Source organism: Aliifodinibius sp. S!AR15-10 (genome assembly GCF_031569985.1).
Lineage (GTDB): Bacteria > Bacteroidota > Rhodothermia > Balneolales > Balneolaceae > JAMQKA01.
This window is the reverse complement of the sequence record NZ_JAMQKA010000031.1, coordinates 1-19,711: the sequence shown is the minus strand read 5'-3', so window position 1 is coordinate 19,711 and position 19,711 is coordinate 1. Positions and strand designations below refer to the sequence as shown.

Below are 19,711 nucleotides of genomic sequence, written 5' to 3'. Positions count from 1 at the left end.
AAGTGATTAATGCAATTCCCGCTTACCTAACTATTCCACCGGTAGATAGACAGCTCCGGGAAAAAGTCAGCCCACGCAAACCAGTACCCGGTGTAGGAGTTGGTCGGAGCAAGCTGTTCTCCTTGCCGCGGCCCTTCCACGGCATAGCCGAACAGATCCCAGCGGTTCCCCTCCTGGTCTTCCATGATGAATGGCAATTCGTCCTGTACCGGTTCAAAATTAAGCTCGGTACCATCTTCAGGAAGTGCGTGGAAGGAAACAGCAAAATTATAGTTGGTACTTCCTGCGACTATAACATCTTCACCTCCAACCTGATCGGAAACAAGATGAACTCCTTCCCCGAACAACCCTATCTGATACACCTTCACCTGCGCGTTCTGATCCGCCGGTAGCTCTGCAATAATACCATGTACCCGTGCCTTGTTGGGCAGGCGGTTATCAGAGTTTTGAACAGGGAAGAGCGTCCCAGAATTCTCATCCAGGTAGTAATCCCGGCCGTACACGTAACCGCTGTAATTTCGGCTGAAACCGGTATTGGTGGTGAGCACCTGCGAATCGGGATACATCTCCCGCCATGTACTCCAAGTGGTCTGAATGACCTGTATCGTGTTTAGCTGGGTGCTAGACTCAGGGCCGTTAATCCCGCGCATCTGCATCTGGGAATACCGGCTTCCTGTTTTTCGGTCGTACGGGATAAGGTTGTTTCGGAACAGCCAACCCGACACCCCAAATTCAACCGTTTCTCCATCGATGACCCGCTCCCACGCGATTGCGGTTCCTGTCAACGGACACAAGGTGAGGCAATACGGGGTATCACCTACCGCGTCATTTACAATTTCGTGATGGTCCATGACCTGGTGCGGGTAAGCTTTGATCGTATCTCCGATTTTGATCCCGGTGACTATTCGGGTTTCACCGACATAGCTCACATTGCTAGCAACGGAGAACTGTGGATCATCGATGGAGGGAATGCCATCCTGCCCCGGCCCGCCATCCACAACCTCACCCCTGGGGATGAGCCAGTCGCCTTCCACGAGACTATTACCGCTAGAACTATCATTGACAGAACTGCAGCCGGTAAATACCAGCACCAAACTTGCTAATATAAACGGTTTTAACGATTTCATTTTGTTCACCATTGGTTTGTATTGACTAGAAGATGACTCGTTTCCCGAAGTTGTAGAACAGGGAAAATGAAGCAGTATAAGCCGTGGTGGGCTGGGTCCCATTGAGGTGTTGATATACCGGAATTTGGCCAGACAACTTTACGGACAATCCCTGCGAAACCTGGTAACGAAATGCCGGTTCGAGATTAACCCATTTTCCACCGGTATTGGGCAGTGCCTGACCATTACGCTCATCAGAGCTGGTTGATCGGTAATTGATCATACCGATATAGGAGAGGTTGGGAAGGAACGTGTCTGTAATACCGGCATTGACTACCCATTCATTTCCAAACTTATAGCGGTCATCACTGCCAAAACGCTCATTGGTGCCGGTTATCCTGTATGTGTTGAACAGGAAAAAATTGATGGTTGAAGCCGGTGCAAATGTTTTGGAAAAATAGGACCACAGCACGCCATCCCAAGCCCCGGTACCCGGCTGCATATCCATATTCAGAGCTATACCATTTTGCGTAAGGGAGCTCTTCCCAAACGGTATTTTCCCGCCGCCACCTACGGCCAGCTGATACTGCTCGCGAATGGTATTCTGGTGCAGCACATACTTAAGCAGTACGAGGCCATCGCCTATGCCTTGAGTAGTCAACTGATCGCGATTGCCCGGATTTAGAAGCCCAGTCCGCTGCTTTCGAACAAATGTGGTTGTTGCAGAGACAGTCAGTCGACTTGTTATACCATAATTAAACTCCAAAAGCGTGGACTGGGTGTTCCGTTCCACCGAACGATTGGTTAGCTGGGTATCTCCGGTGTAAAGATTAGAGATATCATTATACTGATAGGTCAACCCTACCAGGAGATTTCCTTTTGAGGCGGAACTAATGCTTTGTGAACTGATTAGCGGTGCTCCTGCACAACTACAGGTTTGCCCGAGGAGATCAACAGGAATTAAAAAGGCTAAAACGAGAAGGGGATATGTGAGTCGCTTTTTCATAACCTGGTAGTTGAGCTTTCATTTTCTACTAGACTACCAGATAGGCGGGAATCTTACTTTTTTAACGTACTTAAATTACTAGATGGGATTCTCAAGACTTTTCATGGCTTCCAGCAAGGCCTCATACTCTTCACGGCAACTGCCGCACCGATCAAGGTGATCCTTGACCAGGGGCATGGCATCTTCCGGAGATTTACCGGCCAGTTTCATTTCCGCAAACTGATGCAACTCTACGCAGCCAATCTTTTCGGACTACTTCAGACCCAAATCTCTGGTAAGATTGTTGAACGTAGCGCACTACACCAATTATATCAACGCTTCGATTTTCCGCGAGATCCCGGTACGGGTCCGGGATGAAACAAAGCCGTTGTTGTTCATTATTAAATTAATCCAACCTTCAACGCATCTCATTGCCGAGTGATATCCCAATAAATGGCGTAGCGCTGGTGGTTCACCTCATAAAAAGGAGCCAGTTCCACATCATTGGGGCTGCCAACGCCCTGCGTTCTGAAGTGAAGGGCCTGTCCTTCAACAGGGGAGATCCAGTTTTGAATCGGTTGATCCCCAACATCAAATGATAGCGCTTCCACAAGCTCCATATCTTCATATCGACGATGATCCCACCGGCCGTCAAAACCGTCGTACCCACCATAGGGGATCGGTTCTTGTTGCATGCGTGCATCTCCCAGCTGACCTGCCAGCAGGATGGGTCCGTAGGTGATCGCCGCTTTATGTTCATTATCAGCAAGTGGCTCCAACTGGAAATCCATCGGCAGGATCACCTCAACTTGGTCGCCATCGCTCCATTCACGCACTATGGAAACATGAGCGGTGCTGGTTTGCGCATCGACGGGATCACCATTAACTAAAATCCCCAATCCGGATCCCGCCCAGCCCGGCCGACGGATGTTGAGGGCAAACTGAGTGGGATTTTCAGTTGATATCGTAAGTGTTGAGCTCTGGGAGCGGGGAAAATCGGTTTCTTGCCGCAGGGTTACCTCCTTGGGATTCCAGGTTACTTCTGAAGGGATAAACAGGTTAACAAAAAGCTCTGAATCTGTGTGAAGGTAGATATTCTTGCCATACTTGGTGTGATTTTCCATGCCCGATCCCACGCAGCACCAGAAAGAGTCCTCCGGGCTGCTGAACGTCTTGAAATGGCCGGAAATCAGCGGTACAAAATAACAGACCATCCCTGTCTTGGGATCCTGTGATGCCAGGATATGGTTGTAGAGCGCCTTTTCATAGTAAGCGGCGTACTTCGGCTCATCAGGATACCATTTCATTAGATGCTCAGTAAGCTTTAGCATGTTGTAGGTGTTACAGGTTTCAGAGGTCACCTTACTCAGGCGTTCGGCAAGTTTCCCAAGCTCTCCAAAATGTTCATTCATGCTGTTACCACCATTGGCATAGGTACGGTTATTTACTACCGTCTCCCAAAAGAAAGTGGCAACCTGTTGGAGGGTATTGTTGCCCGTAAATTCGTATTCCCGTGCTGCACCAATAATTTTGGGAATCTGGGTGTTGGCATGCAGGCCCTCCAACTGATCCTCACCACTGGCAAGCGGATCGAACAGCCGCTGGTCATTAAAGCGCTGGGCCACTTCGAGATACTTTTTGTCACCGGTGATCGCATACACATCGGTCAGTACCTCGTTCATCCCGCCATATTCTGCACGAATCATCTGCCTGAACTGTTCACCAGAAAGTTGATTTGAGAGGTTCACAGCCCAATCTGAAAGTTTGACCAACACTTCCCGGGCCAAGTCGCTATTAGCATACAGGTAGGCATCCCGCAAACCGGCATAAAGCTTATGGATATTATACCAGGGCACCCAGCCGTCGTTAAGACCAAAAGGTTCCGCATCAATATTGCCCGATGCTATCTCGTCGAATATTTCTTTGCCGTTGGGAATCCCGGCGACATAGCCTGTCCCGATGGAATCCTGCACTGTTGCAAGCGTACTCACAATGTGATCAACCCGTTGCTTAAATTCTTCATTATCACTGGTGGCAGACATCATGGATATCGCCGATAGATAATGGCCCAGCGAATGTCCGTCGAGGCCGGTCGATTCCCAGCCCCCGTAATTATCAACTTCGGGCTCCATTCGCGCCTGTTTTAAGTAGGGAGCCAGCAGTCGATCTGGATTCAGGCTGAGAAGGTATTTACCGTCCCGCTCTTTTGCATCTTTGAACGGGCTCTCAAGAAGTTGAACCTCACTTAGCTCAAATTGCTCCGCTTTAACAATATCCCGGGAGGGAACAATCGTAAATTTATCAGTAGATTCTTCATTTCCAGAACTGCAACCACCTAGTAGCATGACAGCTAGTAACAAGCAATATCCAACCCAATTGATTTTTCTGATATCTAAAGACATGGTGACTCCATTTTAGGTGTTCAAAAAATAGGGGAGTAAAATGTTAGCCTACAAAGGTACAGCGCCAAATTATTCTTAATTACAAAAGTGTTTCTTTAACACTTGATAGTAAAAATAAGGATGAGAAACAAGGGGCACAGCTTTAATAGCATTAGCATCCTGATTTTTGGTAAAGAATAAATGAGGATTTGAAATACCATGGTGCCATTGCCAACAGAATGAACGAAGTGCACCGTACCCTTGGCAAAGGTGTGTATAGTGAATGAAGTGCGGTAATCTCCCCTCGTGTGGAGATCGTCACGCCCCAATCCGCCATTTGGCGGACGTGATGACAGTTTTTATACACCGCGGTTTTGCAGAGCCTTCTAAAATCACATCAAAATGCCATGAACTTTTTTGTAACAGATGCGTAAAATCACTTTATAGTTTTTTAATCAAAAGGGACTACTACAATGAAAAAGATGTTACTGTTACTCCTATTCCTGACGGCATTTGGTCTGCCGGTGGCCATCGCTCAGGATTTTAGTTTTGGCTTAACCCTTGACGGCGGATTTCCCCAGGGTAATTTCAAGCGCAATGTTGAGAGCAATGGTATAGGACTTGAGGGCATGGCGGCATATAGCGTCAAAAACTCACCATTAACGGTGGGTCTAAACCTGGGATTCTATAATTACGGTAATCAATCGCGAAAAGAGTTTTTCAATCCCAATATTCCCGAAGTACGGGTGGGAGTGCGCACGACCAACAACATTTTTACGGGGCACTTTTTTACCCGGCTGGAAGCAAAGGAGCGGATCGTTCGACCCTACGTCGATGCGCTGGTGGGCCTGAATTATCTCTTTACGGAAAGCAAAGTGGAGGATGACAGTGATTTTGATACGATCGCCTCGACTACCAATTTTGATGACACCGCGTTCAGTTACGGACTTGGTGGCGGACTCAAGTTTAAGGTAGCCGATTCCTATGATGATTTAGGTCAGAAGTTGACGTGGTTTATCGATCTCAAAGCGCGCTATTTGTTCGGTGGAGAGGCTGACTACCTGAAAGAGGGAGCCCTGCGCAACAATAACGGTACCCTTGTGTACGATACGAGTCGTTCTAGTACAGACCTATTTACAGTGGGACTGGGCTTTATAGTGGCTTTCTAGTGTCTGTCAAATTCTACTCTTTTTAAAAGATACCAGACTAGCGAAGGACTAGAACGCCGATGCCACAGATGCAGCAGAAAACTACAGATTATATTTTATCGGTGTTGATCCATTTCAACCGTGATATCCGAGTTTCATTCAACGACAGTATTAATGAATGATAAGTGATGGGCAAATATCCAAATTTTACTTTTTAAATTGTAACACAGTTTCCACAGAGGTCATGAAGCATGAACTACGCCTTTGTGGACCTCTATGGCTTCACCGTGTTACTTCGTGCTATAACAGAAGTAAGTGGGTTCTATTTGATATTTAAAGGAGCAAAATCATAAATAAAAATAAATACCGCCCGTAATCGCCTGCAGAAACTCTCCATCGTCGTTTGCGGCCAGGTCAGCCTCCAGTACCAGGTTTGCCGAGCTGTTGTCCAAGTGCACATCGATGCCGACCGGTATAAGCAGGGGACCCAGCGTATTATTCTCATAGAAAATAGGCTCGTAGCTCAATCCAGAGAACAGGCTAACCTGGTCCCATCGCTTGCTCGCTATAAGGGAAGCCTTTAGTCCTGGTTCATCCCAAACGTGAACCCCGGCGAGCAGGGCTAGTGAGATGCTGGAAGAAGGTTCAGAAGCCAGACCGATCTCCAGGTGGCCGCCGCCGTAGGTTTCATCTTCAAATACACCCAGCTTGCCGTGTAGCGTGACGGTGCTGTTCAGCCCGTAAGCACCACGAAACATCAGCATGCCATCCTCCGATTCGGTAAAATACACCGGTTGAATGCCAAGGGTGCCAGTCCCTTTGGACAATGTTTGGGCGTCCGTAAAGAATCCATCCTGGGCATTGGCCGTTTCTACTCCCGAAAGTTGTGATACTGTAAATATAGCGAGTAATAATAGCGGTAACTTTTTTAGCATGGACATAAGTTTATGGTTTTCTGTAGATGTTCATCCGGTTGTTATCGTCTTAACCGAGTCTTTGTTCCGAACAGAAGTTGATGAAAGAAGGATACCTGCTTGATATCAGGCCCTTTCGAGATGTTTAAAACGTCGAATTGTTGAGTTGCTGATTGGTTACCTTCTCCAGTCCAGCGAATTCCCGAGGCTTGTCTTGAAAAAGATGACAGGTGTCCCAAAACATTAGGTTATGGGAGGAGGGAACAGGAACTGGAATTCTTTGGCGAGTTTGTTGAGTGTACAGTTGATATAATTGCGATTACAAGTTCTAAAATTATACAATTGTATCGGAACGTCGAGAAACCTTACATTTTTATTCAATTTACAATGTGGATGGAATACGTTTTAATATTTCAATGATCAGTAATCAGCAGGACAAATAATAATGCTTGAAGATTTAAGAGTATGGATGGAAGATTTCACTATTTCAGGTTCTTTAATGTATATGTTTGTCAGCACGGGTATTCTCATTATCGCAATCGTTGTATTGCGTGTGCTGATTGCTAGATATATTCGTCGAAATGTAGGTACTACCGATCTGCGACGTCGGTGGTTGGTTCAATCACGTAATGGATTGTTACTTATACTGCTGCTGGGCCTATTTTTTATATGGGGTGAACAGCTTCGAACAATTGCTTTGTCGATCGTGGCAATTGCGATTGCTTTTGTTGTGGCTACCAAGGAGTTGATTCTCTGTGTTACCGGATCGATACTCAAAACCGGGGCTGGTTCTTTTAATTTAGGTGATCGCATACAGATTAAAATCTGCTTGCTACCACGATCCTTGAAGTCGGCCCTGGTAAGCTCACTCACCAACGGACAGGACGTATGACGGTTCTTCCCAATGCATTGTTTGTCTCGGAACCCGTTATCAACGAGAGTTATACGAACGACTATATTCTGCATGTAATTACCATTCCGTTTAAGAGGGAAGATAACTGGCGGGAAGCTCAGAAGGCGTTCCTGGAATCCGCCAACAGGCATTGCCAACCATATCTTGAAGACGTACGCAAGCACATGAAGCAAATCAGCGATGAACAGGGACTTGACGTGCCATCGGTGGAACCGCGGGTGACTATTCAGGTGCCGGCAGCTGGAGAAATTCACCTTATCATACGGATACCTGTAAAATCGGAACAACGGGGATATATCGAACAATCCATTTTGTCAGATGTGTTCAGTACAAAAGACTTTACAGCACAAAAAGATGAAAAAACAAACAAGAATGAGCTTAACTGATCAAAGATAGCAGAATTACAAGATAGAACATTGCTGTACTGAAAACAGAGGCCACTGCAATTAAAGTAGTGACAATAGGTAGCAAGTCGGGATGCTGCCGTACTAAATTTATGCACCGATGATTTCTAACCATCTCTGTAATCTGAGATATCCAAGAAGTCAAAAGAGGGAATGTCTGCTCTTCCATTGCTGTTGACGCCTCCGAAAATGAATTATAAAAGAGCATTGAGCATGAAAAACATCAACCGCCACCGTGTATTTCACAGGAATGATCTGAGTCCCAACAGTGAAGGCGATTACGTAGTCTACTGGATGCAGTTGGGCCACCGGCTGCAGTACAATTACGCGCTGGAATATGCCGTGGGCTGGGCTAACAAGTTGGGGAAGCCCTTGCTGCTCTACGAAGAGTTGAAAAACGACTACCCGTGGGCCTCTGACCGTATACACCAGTTTTACCTGGAGGGGATGCAGGAGGTGCAGCAGTATGCTCTGAAACATGACCTGAATTATCTTTCCTTTGTGGAAGAGGAGTCGGGTACCAACAAGCAGGCCTACCTGGAAGTCTTTAGCAATGCCTGTTACCTGGTGACCGACGAATTCCCGGTCTACTTTATTCGTGAGCGCAATAGGTGGCTCGGGGAAAACCTTGACATCCCGGTCACAACCGTAGATAACAACGGGATTATTCCACTGGGGCTCACTGACAAAGATCCCTACAGCGCCTACTTTTTTCGCAAGATTGTGCAGAAACACTTTGTGGAATGTTATACACATCCCCCGAAAAAAAATCCGCTGGAGGAGCTTGAGAATCGAAATACTTTGGATATCGATGCAATCCGTAAAAAACTGCCCACTAGTGGCAATATTCCCAATAATATTACTTCGTTTCTAGGTGAGCAGCCGATAGACCATGAGGTGAAGCCACTGGAGATCAAGGGGACGCGGCAGGCGGCACTCGGCAAGCTCGGACAGTTTGTGCAGTATGGGCTTATGGATTATGGAGACAAACGAAATGACCCGGATGAGAACAAAGTAAGTGGGATGAGCCCCTGGCTGCATTTCGGGAAGATATCGGAGTATGAGATTGTGAAAACGGTGCTGGACCATCAACCCAAAGGGTGGGATTTAGGAGATATCTCATACAACGATGGGTCGCGCGGACAGTTTTGGAACGGGGAGTCCAATATCTCCAAGTACCTGGACGAGCTGATCACCTGGCGGGAAGTGGGATTCCATTTTGCGCACCATCGACCCGATTACGCCGAATTTGACAGTTTGCCCGACTGGGCCCTGGAGACGCTGATGGACCACAAAGATGATCCCCGCGAATGGGTATACAGTTACGAGCAGTTCGAAAAAGCCCAGACGCACGACGAGCTCTGGAATGCCGCCCAGCGCCAGCTCCGGCAGGAGGGAATCATTCACAACTACCTGCGGATGCTGTGGGGCAAGAAAATTCTGGAGTGGACCCCCGATCCCCAAACCGCGCTGAAGTTCATGATAGAGCTTAATAACAAGTTTGCTATTGACGGGCGTGATCCCAACAGCTATTCCGGCATCTTCTGGTGCCTGGGGCGATTCGACCGCGCGTGGCAGGAACGACCCATCTACGGTAAGGTTCGCTATATGACCAGCGTAAGCACCCGCCGCAAAGTGAAGCTTACCCAGTACCTTGACCGATTCGGAAACCAACAGGAACTGCTTTAGCACTGCAATTTCGGATGAAACCTGCTGTCTAAATATTTTTGGGATAATCTGAGATCAATTAAAATTTTTTTGCCGAAGATGCACTAATGTTGGTTTTAGATGAGTAATATGGCTAACCTAAATATGGCAGACATTTATCTGAAACTAACTTATGTTCTTGCCGTACCGGGACCAGCTGACTTACTTTGCATAAGGAATTCTATTAATCCTTGTAGCAGCTGTAATCTCTTATTAAACAAAATCATCTACATCTGATACTTCGTGAACAAAATATTCCACGGTTTCTATGCTATTCTTCTGTTACTTCTTGTAAGTGTCCAAAGCAACAAATGGACCGGTAAAAAAGAGCACGTAGACGATCTGGATAAACTGTTCACTCATGTGGAAGGAGATTCCGGTTCGGTACAAGATGACCTGTTCTTCTACTTGGGCCAAAAATTCCCTGGGATGAAGCCTGAGAAATTTGCTCCGAATCTGATCTCGAAGAGTGATGAACATGAATTCGGTTCTGTTTTCTCAAAGGATGCAACCGAATTTTATTATGGAGTGGATATCGAAGGCAAAGCGGAAATACGATCTGCGAGGCTGGAAAACGGCATCTGGACGTCACCCATGCCCCTGATTGCACATGAACGGTTTAGTTTCAATGATCCTTTCCTCTCCCCGGATGAAAAAAGGTTGTATTACATTTCTAATATGTCTCGTGATGGATCTGAAGTGCCAAAAGACTACGATATCTGGTACTCTTCCCGTACTGATTCAGGGTGGTCCGACCCGGTCCATGCAGGAGATTCCATCAATACAGGCGCAAATGAATACTACAGCTCCTTTACGAATGATGGCAGCATTTATTTCGCCTCAAATTTTGCGGCCACTGAAGAAAGAAAGCACGATTTTGACATCTATAAATCCAAGTTTCAAAATGGGAGTTTCCAGGCTCCCCACCGCTTAAACCAAAACATCAATTCCCGCCAATACGAAGCCGATGTGTTTGTAGCGCCCGACGAATCGCATATGATCTTCAGCTCTGTGAGAAGAGAAGGGCACGGGCAATGCGATTTGTATATTAGTTTTAGAGACCAACATGACGATTGGAAAGAAGCGAGAAATATGGGAGAGCTTATCAATACAAAAGGACACGAACGCTGCCCATTTGTTACTAGAGATGGCAAATATTTTTTCTACATCAGCGACCGGGATATCTACTGGGTAGATGCCGGGATCCTGAAAAATTACAACAATTAATAATTATACAATTCAATATGAAATACTTTTTTACACTGATATTTTCTATAGCGGTGAGCGTCTTGTATGCTCAAGATAAAACCATGTGCATTACTGTAGATGATCTGCCGGTAGTTTCCTACGGCATCGACGATCCAGAATTTCATTTACAGGTGACTCAAGACCTCATACGTACATTTGATAAATACAATATTCCGGCCATAGGATATGTCAATGAATTCAAATTGTATGAGGGCGGTCGCTTGGATTCAAACCAGGTACAACTGCTGGAACACTGGCTAAAAAAAGGGTATGAACTTGGGAATCATACATTTTCTCACAAGAACTATCACCAGGTTCCTTTTGAAGAATATACTGCAGATGTTACCAGGGGAGAAAAAGTAAGCCGCGAATTATCGGGAAAGTATGGCCTGCCATATCAATATTTCCGCCATCCCTACCTGCGGCTTGGGTTATCAGAAGCACATGCCGATTCCCTGAGAACGTTTCTAAGTGAACAAGGTTATACAGAAGCCCCGGTGACGATAGACAATGAGGACTATATCTTTGCAAAAGCTTATCATAATGCATTTCAGCAGGATGACCAACAATTAATGCAAAAAATCGGAGAGGCTTATGTTAAGTACATGACGGATAAGCTGCTTTTTTACGAAGAGTCCTCTGACAAATTATTTGGAAGAAACATTTCGCAAATACTTCTCATTCACGCCAGCCTTCTGAATGCACGTTACCTGGACGAGCTTACCCAAGTATATATAGAACATGGTTACCGGTTCATTTCCCAAACCGATGTAATAAAAGATCCGGCCTACGATAACCCCTTTACCAGGTATGGCGATTGGGGTATTTCATGGATCGACCGGTGGGCACTTACCCGGGGCGTTGAACGAGAGTTCTTTGAAGGAGATCCCGTAACTCCAGAATTTGTTCACAAATTAAATAACCAGGGGAGAGGGGTAAAAGATGTATACTAAAAATCTGTGGGCCGATGGTCAATGCCAGCGGCAATTTAATGTCAGTTCGTTATAAGATTTCTTATTAATAATCCCACGCTTGGTCCCTATGCTCTCCGTTGGGACCTGTTGGGACGCTTCGCGTCCAGTATAACTCATGATGCAACAAAGACGCGCGTCAGAGGGGCTTCCGCCGCAGAGCGGACGGAAGCGAGCAATGGATGGTATCGGAGTTAAGTGAATTAAGCTTGCTGCAATTACTACCCAAGACTATAACCCAGTAATAATAAGGGGCTTATTATTACTTAATAAGACCTTTATTATTGTGAGATGATTTATACATCATTAGTACACGTGCACCCAATGCACAAAATCACTCACATTCTTGCAGACTAAATATTCTAGGGCCTGTTAACACTAACTGGGTACGCTGCGTTGCTGCCCAAAATGGGCCAGACAAGGCGCTGATAGCGTTGTGTAGCCCTGCTACATAAGCGATCAGCAACGCAGAATGGGGGCATTTTGGGCGCAACCCGAAGGGCCGGGCCCCTTTTTCCGCAATCCGGCGTTCCCGCTTGCTAGTGTGAGGACCCCACACCACGCTCCCGGCGCCTTGGCTTACGGAAAAATGGCCTCCGGCACAGTGCACACAATTAGTGTTAACAGGCCCTAATTAAACTGCGTGAGAGTGCACAGGATTGTGCTCTAAATACCTGTCGATTTGTGAAAAAATTGTCTGAAGAGCCTCTTCTTGGAAACGACCAATGGCGCTGACTTCAAACTGACCATTGGTAAAGATAAGTCGTTTTAAACTCTTCTGTTTGTCAATAACTTCAGTCTTTTTCAACAGGAATCCCTTATATTTTCCTGTTGAATAGTATTCAAACATTTTCAGTTCTACTATACTCATTGCTGTACACAAATTAATTGTAATTGCCGTCTTAGCGTATTGTGCATTTATATTGAACGTTCATATAGAGCATTTTATCAACGATTTGGTCTACCAAGCACAATACTTTTAGTCCTTATTTATTATAAAGAGAAGTCAAGCACAAAAATGTTACAAAAAAATAAATTCGACCCTGGAAATAATTGGTTTCCACTCAGTTTCTGTCACTAATACTTATGCAAATCACAAAAGTTCCATGGTTTGTAATCCCTTTTGCTCTGAGAAAAGGTGAACCTCAACTCGCAAATGTTGCAGGCAGTCCAGGAGATTTAAAGTTCCTTAATCAATTTTTGAACCAGGTTGCTGAAATCATCTTTTCGCAGGTCAGCAGCTTCGGTTACTTCGTCATGGTTTAGTTTTCCATCGGTTACGCCGGCGGCCATATTGCTGATTAACGAAATGGCGGCTGTCTTGATACCCAGCCGGGCGGCCTCCATTAGTTCGGGCACGGTCGACATTCCTACGGCATCAGCGCCTATAGTGCGAAATGCCTGTATCTCGGCTTTGGTTTCATAATTGGGACCCTTGACGTAGATATAGGTTCCCTGCCGTGTCGCGATTCCCAGTTTAGCCGCCAGCTCGCGAACGGTATCAACCCACTGGTAATGTGAATAACGAAATCGCGACTTCCCTCTAGGGGTGATACGAAAATTCTGGCGCATCACATCCTCAATAACCATTAAATCGCCTACATTAAAGGCCGTGTTTATCGCTCCCGCGGCATTCGAAATAATTAGTTTTTCTGCTTCAAGGATATCGGCTACATACACCGGCAGGGCGGTCTGTTCAAATGTGAAGCCTTCGTAATGATGAAAGCGCCCCGAGAAAGCGATGATCGGGTGCCCTTCGATTTCTCCTGTAATTAGTTCTCCGCTGTGTCCCTGTACCGAGGTGGCCGGGAAGTGGGGAATAGAAGAGTAGGGGATATGTGTGCTATTTTCGATGTAGTTGGAAAAACTCCCCAGCCCGGAGCCCAGTATGATAACCGCTTCCGGAGCTTCGGCAACTCCTTTCTCAAGAAGAGAGGCCGTTATTTCTTCCAGGTGATCAGGAAGAGACATCCGCCTCAATATTTTCTATCACATAGCCCTGCTTCTCATTGTAATCACTCAGCCGAAACAGCGGGTAGTGGCTGTCGTGGTAGCCCATGATAGTGTATTCTTCTTGATAAGCTTTTTTGAGCAGTTCCTTTCGGGCCTCCATACTGCGGTCGGGATCGTAATCATATTTGGCGGCAAACTTTCGGTTCACTTCGCCGCGGACGGCCAGCACATCGCCCGCCATCATATAACGGGCATGGCCGTCGTCAAACCAGATTACTTGCGAGAATTCAGTGTGACCGCCAATTTTTTCGACTGTGAGTTCCGGATACGGCTGATCTTGATCCTCCAGGAAATGAAGGTCGGCCCTGGCATCGATGAAGTGCAGAAATTGGGTCTTTTCATCGTCATAATACGTATCCTTGCCAGTCGCTTTTTCCCAGTCTTTGCCGGAAACCCAGAGGCGTGCATCAGGAAAGGTCAGCTCCCAGAAACCGGAACTGCGGCCCGCCAGTCCGCCAATATGGTCGTAGTGGAGATGGCTGCAGATGATGTCGGTAATTTCAAAGTCCGCAACATCGTGCGCTGCCAGGTTTTCTTTAATCGTTTCGGTGCTCGTATCCTCTCCAAAGTCACCGATTCCAACATCGATAAGATAGTTACGCTCTTCGGTTTTGATCAGGAATGGATTCAGCGAGATCTTAAGAGCACCTTTGGCCGGGGGATCGTCGCGGTCAATCCGGTTAAACTTTTTGTCGGTCCCCACACTGAATGTACCTTCGTACAGTGGATAAGCCCTGGATGTTGTTGTTGAATTTGATTGGGTTTGCATCAGGAATTGTTGTTGGATGGTCAGATGAATGATGGGTTATGAAAATTGCACCATCAGCATCACAGAATTGCTAACTATTCTTGTTTTCGTGCCTGTCATAGGCATCAATAATTTCGCGTACCAGGCGGTGGCGAACCACATCATTTTGATCGAGGTACACGAACCGGATCCCATCGATATCCTTGAGGATATCCTGGATCGAGATAAGCCCCGAGTGCCGTTTCTGTGGGAGGTCGGTCTGTGTGATGTCACCGGTGATAATCGCCTTGCTGTTGAACCCGATACGCGTCAGAAACATTTTCATCTGCTTATTTGTGGCGTTCTGGGCTTCATCAAGGATCACAAATGCGTTGTTGAGGGTACGGCCCCGCATGTAGGCCAGGGGAGCAATTTCAATCACATTTTTGGCAAGATGTAGCTCCAGCCGGTCATATTCTATCATCTCTTCCAGTGCATCATACAGCGGACGCAGGTAGGGATCGATCTTTTCCCGCAGATCGCCGGGCAGAAAGCCGAGGGTTTCTCCGGCTTCTACAGCAGGTCGAGCCAGGATAATCTTTTTTACTTTACGGGTTTTTAGCGCCCGAACGGCCAGTGCAACCGAGGTGAATGTTTTTCCCGTTCCTGCCGGACCGATGGCAAACACAATGTCATTCTGTTCAGAAGCCCGGACGATCTCCTGCTGCCCGGGGGTCTTGGCTGTAATCGTTTCGCCGGACTGGGAGTGCAGGATAAAGTTTTCCGAATCCTGGGTTTGATCGCGCAGGGGGTTGGTTTTGGCCGGCTTGGTGCTATCCCCCTTCTGCAGGGCCAGCACCGTTTCAACATCGCTATCCGTGAGATCTCCGTTTCGATCCGCAATATCGATCAATTCTTCAATAATCTCCCGCAGATCGTCAATATCGTCGTCAGGGCCTTTCAACTTCACACTATTGCCACGGACGGTGATCTTGGTTTCTGGGTAGGCGTCCTCGATCTTGTTGAGATGCTCATCCTCGAAGCCAAGAACGAGAACAGGTTCAACATCTTCTATATGAATGGTGTATTCACCGATGTTTTGTTCTACTGCGATAGGCGTTCCTCAATGCATTTTATTGTACTTAATTCTTGATTAAGATAAGGATTTATAGCTAATGAATTAAACTGTTTGTATACAGTGGGTGAACAAAACTATTCTTTTAATAATTTGTTCACAACGACGAAACAATATAGTGTATTTTGCTCTCAGTTTACTTTAGAGTTGTAGAAGGAGATCACTGTTGTCCGGTAAAAAAACTTTTGGAGCTTCCTACTACTAATTCTTGTGTTCATTTTTTCAGCAATGAAATCCGCCAGTGGTCGGACTGAAGAACTAAACGAAAAAAATCGCAGATTTTTTCTTCACGCTCCCCTCCGTTCCCTTCCGGGCGGTCAAGGTTACCAGGTCCGAAAGCAGGTCTTGTCGTATGTAGCCTGTTCATGCCGGGGATCATATTGAATTCCTTTCCCAAAACGGTATGTCGTGAACTTAAATGCTATTTTTTGCCTAAAAGAGTAATTTTCCCGGACACTAATGGAAGGATATGATCAATTTTACAGGGATCTCAACCAGAATTGCTGTTATACTGTACGTTTTTAATTTTAGTCGATCCATAAAGACCCTTTGTTAGTGTTCTTACTAGTACTTATTGTCAGAAAAAAGCGTATTTAAAATTAACTCTAAGTAACTCGAAAAAAGCCTCTAGAGTCCCCCTCTTCGAAGGGGGGGGTAGGGGGATGACCTGACAAAATAAGTTAAAAAGTTAGAATCGATTATTACGCTAACTTTTGGAATTAAGTACTAGTTTATTGGTAAGTGGTTATTTCTTGTCAGCTCTATGAGCGTTTCCCAATAACAATATCCGATAACGAATAACAAAAATCGTTGGCTCACTACCACTAGGGAAGAGAGATTTCATAGGAACGGGTACAACTCTGAATGAAGGAACAATCTACACATATCACGGTGATCATTCCCACCTATAATATGGCGGCTTATTTGCCGGAAGCGATAGACAGTGTACAAAAAAGCAGCTTTGGTGACCTCGATGTTGAGCTTTTTGTAGTCGATGACGGATCTACCGATGAGACGCCTGCAGTTGTTGAAGAATTGATGAGGAATCAAACTGGTGAGGGTGTCCCCATTCGGTATACGCACGAAGAGAACCTCGGCAAGTCAGCTGCCGTTAACCGGGCGTTAAATGAAGCCAAGGGGCAATATATCACTATCCTGGATGCCGATGACAAATTGCCGAAAGATAGCCTTCAGCTTAGACATCAACGTGCACAAGAAACTGGAGCTGAGCTTGTTTTTGGGGGATTCTCAACGTTTAACGGCAATCGGGTGCTGGGGCATCGCTCACCGCCCAGCGTGGAGAATAAGCGGTCAATGGTCGATGAGTTGCTGTTCAATATCAAGTCCCCGTTTCATCAAAACAGCATGCTGATATCCAGGGCACTTATCAAAAAAGTGGGGTCCTATGATGAGCGATTGCTGCGTGGACAGGACAAAGACTATGCGATTCGGCTTTTGACAGAAGCCGACAGCGTTGAGATCATAAACAAAGCGGTCTACCTGTATCGTCGCTATGAGCGGGGGTACCTGAGCAGGCTTAAAAATCGCCTGCTGACCATACGGTACAAGTGGCTCATGATCTCAAAGCATACAAAGGGCATAAAACGAATATTGGTCCTGTTTTGGGGATTTATCGTGGAAGTCGGGAAGATGGGGTATGAGTTTTTTTCTATGTATAAAAAATAGCTCTACTGCATCAAGTCCTGTTTATTATAACAGACATCGAAACTCAGGCTAGAAATACGGATTGAAAAAAGCTATAATATGCCCCAACTAAACCGGGTACTATAAAATCAATAATTAAACATGAACACGCTGGCCGAGCAGGTATTTCTGCAATCCCTGGAATCTCAAAAGCCATCTGCTGTACTGAAAGGTGTTTTTGATAACAGCAGAATACTGGGGCAGGATTTTATTATAGACCTTGATGATTACCCGGAAGTCTATATTGCCGGTAGTGGCAAAGCTTCCTGGGAGATGGTGCATACCCTGTGTGAAGAGCTGGGAGACCGCGTGGCAGCAGCACTTGCGATCAGCTCGTATGATCCGGGAGAGATGCATCCCCAGATTGAGCTACACCAGTCGGCCCACCCCGTACCGGATGAAACAAGCGTAGCGGCCGGAGATAAACTCAGCCGCTTTTTTGAAAAAGTACCCGGGGATGCCTTACTGCTCTATGCTGTTTCCGGGGGTACGTCCTCTCTGGTATGCCGACCAGCGGATGGTATTACAATTGGGGAGCTGAATACGATATATGAATTGTTGAATAACTCAGGGGCCACTATTCATGAGATCAACACTGTACGCAAGCATATTTCTCTCGTGAAGGGGGGACAATTGCTGCGACATGTTGACCCCTCGGCGACATTAGTCGACCTTGTGATCTCAGATGTACCCAACGACAACCTGCAGGTTATTGGCAGCGGACCTTCAACCCCCGATGACTCCACATTCAAGGAGGCAAAAGATATTTTATTGAAGTATAACTTGTGGAATCGGATCCCGGAATCTGCACGTCATCATATTGAACAAGGTGTAGAGGGCACTGTCCCAGAGACGGTCCAACCAGGAGAGGACCCGGTAAAGAAACATCACTCCATGATTGTTGGCTCAGCCCGGAAACTGGCACAGAATGCAGGAAAAATGTTACAAGATGAAGGTTACCGGTCTTGGGTCGCGGAGGAAGCATATAATGAAGATGTAGGACAGGTAGCGAAAAGCATTGCCGGAAAAGTGACTGGGAATATGAAATCGAGTGATCAGCCGGCTGCATTTGTTTTTTACGGGGAAAGTACGGTGGATGTAACCGGCACTGGCAAGGGCGGGAGGAACCAGGAGCTGGCCCTGCGGGGCGCGCTTGAAATACAGGGAAAAGATAACATTACGTGGCTAAGTGCCGGTACTGATGGCATCGACGGTCCGACGGACGCAGCCGGTGCAGTGGTAACGGGCAAGACAATTGCGAAGGCCCGGGAGATGGGATTGGATCCTGAACGTTATTTGGAGAATAACGATGCCTACCACTTCCACCAGGAGGTGGGTTCGTTGCTCATCACTGGTCCCACGGGCAACAACCTGATGGACCTGCAGATTGTGCTGGTGGATTAGGTATATATCTTATTTTCCCTAATTGTATTTATTTAGTGCATCCTCAAGAGGGTAATAAATGATTGCAGATTATATACTTAGGAGATAAATATTACACAATAAATGCAAAGGTATTTAGCAAAAGTACACATTTACCTTGCACTTGAACTACGCGATTCACTGATTCCCATCCTGAAGCCCTTTTCACTGGAAGGATTGTTCATTTTTTCAGTGAAGAAAAAACGAACCAGAAAAAATCACCAGAAAATCCCAGATATTGTTCTAACCTGCTGTAAAACGAAGCTTACTTTGGCCCATTAATAATCTTTGCGACCACCTGCTGCAAGGATTTTCTGGACTTGGGGGCTGCCAGAGGATTTGAATTATCCTTCACCTCTCCCCGGTCTGGGATTTACGGGGAGCCCGGTACACCTCCACCCACCCAAAAGACTACCGTTGCTTTTGAGGGTATCCTAATTAACTAACCAAATTATGGAGGAGCCGCCCTTTTTGAGGAGCCCCTAATTAATTATAATATGTCTCTATTTAACCGGTAATCTCGAACCGTGTCCGACTACTGGCGTGAGGGAGCCTGCTGAATGAGAGATCTTCCCAAGAAGAGAGCAAGATCCGTGAATTCCCCGTTGTTCGAAAAGGGCAGGGGGAGTAAGATTGAGTAGTATCAAAAACAGCAGAGATGAGGCAGATGAGTATGAGTGTAAAATTAGAACCGGGATTTACAGGATTAGCGGATCTGCAGGATGGTAATGTTTACTTGCGAAGGAATCCCGTCCTGTTGATCCTGATTCCAATGGGTGAAATGTGAAATAAGATGATCTTATATACTAGTACTTAGATTCATAAATCAGCGTAATTATCCGACAGCTTTCCCGGTTTGACGAACTTCTTTTTCCATTCAAAGGGAGCGGCCTGTTTATTGTGCGCTTTGGTGAACGCATCGATCGTCCGGCG

The 19,711-nt window shown here is 46.2% G+C and carries 17 protein-coding genes; 8 read left to right on the top strand and 9 right to left on the bottom strand.

All coding sequences use genetic code 11. From position 1 onward, the window contains the following. Positions 1-26: 26 nt before the first annotated feature. The 4 genes from NC796_RS17505 to NC796_RS17490 all read right to left on the bottom strand — a co-directional run bounded on the left by NC796_RS17505 (position 27) and on the right by NC796_RS17490 (position 4,493). Positions 27-1,127 carry a DUF3179 domain-containing protein gene (locus tag NC796_RS17505; protein WP_310686263.1) on the bottom strand — a complete coding sequence of 367 codons (1,101 nt, stop codon included), beginning with the start codon at positions 1,125-1,127 and terminating at the stop codon, positions 27-29. A 25-nt stretch (positions 1,128-1,152) separates the two neighbouring features. After that, complete coding sequence (locus tag NC796_RS17500) at positions 1,153-2,112, bottom strand: hypothetical protein (protein ID WP_310686262.1); 960 nt, start codon at positions 2,110-2,112, stop codon at positions 1,153-1,155. 78 nt (positions 2,113-2,190) lie between these two features. Then, entirely contained in the window at positions 2,191-2,322 is a 132-nt protein-coding gene (locus tag NC796_RS17495; RefSeq protein WP_310686261.1) for a hypothetical protein, read from the bottom strand. 197 nt (positions 2,323-2,519) lie between these two features. Then, a complete protein-coding gene (locus NC796_RS17490; RefSeq protein WP_310686259.1) occupies positions 2,520-4,493 on the bottom strand; it encodes a beta-L-arabinofuranosidase domain-containing protein in 1,974 nt (657 codons plus the stop codon). A gap of 452 nt (positions 4,494-4,945) precedes the next feature. Between NC796_RS17490 and NC796_RS17485 the strand changes: the two genes are divergently transcribed. Next, complete coding sequence (locus tag NC796_RS17485; protein ID WP_310686257.1) at positions 4,946-5,641, top strand: outer membrane beta-barrel protein; 696 nt, start codon at positions 4,946-4,948, stop codon at positions 5,639-5,641. A gap of 326 nt (positions 5,642-5,967) precedes the next feature. Here the strand turns inward: NC796_RS17485 and NC796_RS17480 are convergent, their stop codons facing one another. Next, positions 5,968-6,561 carry a hypothetical protein gene (locus NC796_RS17480; RefSeq protein WP_310686256.1) on the bottom strand — a complete coding sequence of 198 codons (594 nt, stop codon included), beginning with the start codon at positions 6,559-6,561 and terminating at the stop codon, positions 5,968-5,970. 442 nt (positions 6,562-7,003) lie between these two features. Here NC796_RS17480 and NC796_RS17475 point away from each other — a divergent pair, with 442 nt between their 5' ends. The 5 genes from NC796_RS17475 (at position 7,004) to NC796_RS17455 (ending at position 11,759) form a co-directional block, all read left to right on the top strand. Then, positions 7,004-7,426, top strand: a complete 423-nt coding sequence (locus NC796_RS17475) for a hypothetical protein (RefSeq protein WP_310686254.1) — start codon at positions 7,004-7,006, stop codon at positions 7,424-7,426. Beyond that, positions 7,423-7,833: a hypothetical protein gene (locus NC796_RS17470; protein ID WP_310686252.1), complete on the top strand. Its 411-nt coding sequence runs from the start codon at positions 7,423-7,425 to the stop codon at positions 7,831-7,833. The genes NC796_RS17475 and NC796_RS17470 overlap by 4 nt, the downstream gene beginning before the upstream one ends. A 231-nt stretch (positions 7,834-8,064) precedes the next feature. After that, on the top strand, positions 8,065-9,540 hold the full coding sequence (locus tag NC796_RS17465) for a hypothetical protein (RefSeq protein WP_310686251.1): 1,476 nt from the start codon (positions 8,065-8,067) through the stop codon (positions 9,538-9,540). 261 nt (positions 9,541-9,801) lie between these two features. Next, positions 9,802-10,785, top strand: a complete 984-nt coding sequence (locus tag NC796_RS17460) for a hypothetical protein (RefSeq protein WP_310686249.1) — start codon at positions 9,802-9,804, stop codon at positions 10,783-10,785. A 17-nt stretch (positions 10,786-10,802) separates the two neighbouring features. Beyond that, the gene (locus NC796_RS17455; protein WP_310686247.1) at positions 10,803-11,759 is read left to right on the top strand and encodes a polysaccharide deacetylase family protein; all 957 of its coding nucleotides are present in this window, start codon (positions 10,803-10,805) and stop codon (positions 11,757-11,759) included. A 652-nt stretch (positions 11,760-12,411) separates the two neighbouring features. Here the strand turns inward: NC796_RS17455 and NC796_RS17450 are convergent. From NC796_RS17450 to NC796_RS17435, 4 genes are all read right to left on the bottom strand, one after another. Further along, a complete protein-coding gene (locus NC796_RS17450; RefSeq protein WP_310686245.1) occupies positions 12,412-12,648 on the bottom strand; it encodes a hypothetical protein in 237 nt (78 codons plus the stop codon). A 308-nt stretch (positions 12,649-12,956) separates the two neighbouring features. Next, complete coding sequence (locus NC796_RS17445; RefSeq protein ID WP_310686244.1) at positions 12,957-13,748, bottom strand: purine-nucleoside phosphorylase; 792 nt, start codon at positions 13,746-13,748, stop codon at positions 12,957-12,959. After that, positions 13,735-14,559, bottom strand: a complete 825-nt coding sequence (locus NC796_RS17440; protein WP_310686242.1) for an MBL fold metallo-hydrolase — start codon at positions 14,557-14,559, stop codon at positions 13,735-13,737. The genes NC796_RS17445 and NC796_RS17440 overlap by 14 nt, the downstream gene beginning before the upstream one ends. Positions 14,560-14,629: 70 nt before the next feature. Beyond that, positions 14,630-15,613 (bottom strand): PhoH family protein, encoded by a 984-nt coding sequence (locus NC796_RS17435; protein ID WP_409070392.1) that lies wholly within the window; start codon positions 15,611-15,613, stop codon positions 14,630-14,632. A 903-nt stretch (positions 15,614-16,516) separates the two neighbouring features. On the opposite strand from NC796_RS17435, the gene NC796_RS17430 reads away from it, so the two are divergent. Further along, positions 16,517-17,338, top strand: a complete 822-nt coding sequence (locus NC796_RS17430) for a glycosyltransferase family 2 protein (protein WP_310686239.1) — start codon at positions 16,517-16,519, stop codon at positions 17,336-17,338. Positions 17,339-17,458: 120 nt separating this feature from the next. Further along, on the top strand, positions 17,459-18,760 hold the full coding sequence (locus NC796_RS17425; protein ID WP_310686238.1) for a DUF4147 domain-containing protein: 1,302 nt from the start codon (positions 17,459-17,461) through the stop codon (positions 18,758-18,760). The last annotated feature ends 951 nt before the right edge of the window (positions 18,761-19,711 follow it).

Excerpts from the sequence above, each read along its gene's own strand:
- NC796_RS17450 (WP_310686245.1), bottom strand. The coding sequence starts at position 12,648 with ATGAGTATAGTAGAACTGAAAATGTTTGAATACTATTCAACAGGAAAA.
- NC796_RS17445 (WP_310686244.1), bottom strand. The coding sequence starts at position 13,748 with ATGTCTCTTCCTGATCACCTGGAAGAAATAACGGCCTCTCTTCTTGAG.
- NC796_RS17470 (WP_310686252.1), top strand. The coding sequence starts at position 7,423 with ATGACGGTTCTTCCCAATGCATTGTTTGTCTCGGAACCCGTTATCAAC.
- NC796_RS17490 (WP_310686259.1), bottom strand. The coding sequence starts at position 4,493 with ATGTCTTTAGATATCAGAAAAATCAATTGGGTTGGATATTGCTTGTTA.
- NC796_RS17505 (WP_310686263.1), bottom strand. The coding sequence starts at position 1,127 with ATGAAATCGTTAAAACCGTTTATATTAGCAAGTTTGGTGCTGGTATTT.
- NC796_RS17440 (WP_310686242.1), bottom strand. The coding sequence starts at position 14,559 with ATGCAAACCCAATCAAATTCAACAACAACATCCAGGGCTTATCCACTG.
- NC796_RS17495 (WP_310686261.1), bottom strand. The coding sequence starts at position 2,322 with ATGAAACTGGCCGGTAAATCTCCGGAAGATGCCATGCCCCTGGTCAAG.
- NC796_RS17485 (WP_310686257.1), top strand. The coding sequence starts at position 4,946 with ATGAAAAAGATGTTACTGTTACTCCTATTCCTGACGGCATTTGGTCTG.
- NC796_RS17425 (WP_310686238.1), top strand. The coding sequence starts at position 17,459 with ATGAACACGCTGGCCGAGCAGGTATTTCTGCAATCCCTGGAATCTCAA.
- NC796_RS17465 (WP_310686251.1), top strand. The coding sequence starts at position 8,065 with ATGAAAAACATCAACCGCCACCGTGTATTTCACAGGAATGATCTGAGT.
- NC796_RS17480 (WP_310686256.1), bottom strand. The coding sequence starts at position 6,561 with ATGTCCATGCTAAAAAAGTTACCGCTATTATTACTCGCTATATTTACA.
- NC796_RS17430 (WP_310686239.1), top strand. The coding sequence starts at position 16,517 with ATGAAGGAACAATCTACACATATCACGGTGATCATTCCCACCTATAAT.
- NC796_RS17455 (WP_310686247.1), top strand. The coding sequence starts at position 10,803 with ATGAAATACTTTTTTACACTGATATTTTCTATAGCGGTGAGCGTCTTG.
- NC796_RS17475 (WP_310686254.1), top strand. The coding sequence starts at position 7,004 with ATGGAAGATTTCACTATTTCAGGTTCTTTAATGTATATGTTTGTCAGC.
- NC796_RS17500 (WP_310686262.1), bottom strand. The coding sequence starts at position 2,112 with ATGAAAAAGCGACTCACATATCCCCTTCTCGTTTTAGCCTTTTTAATT.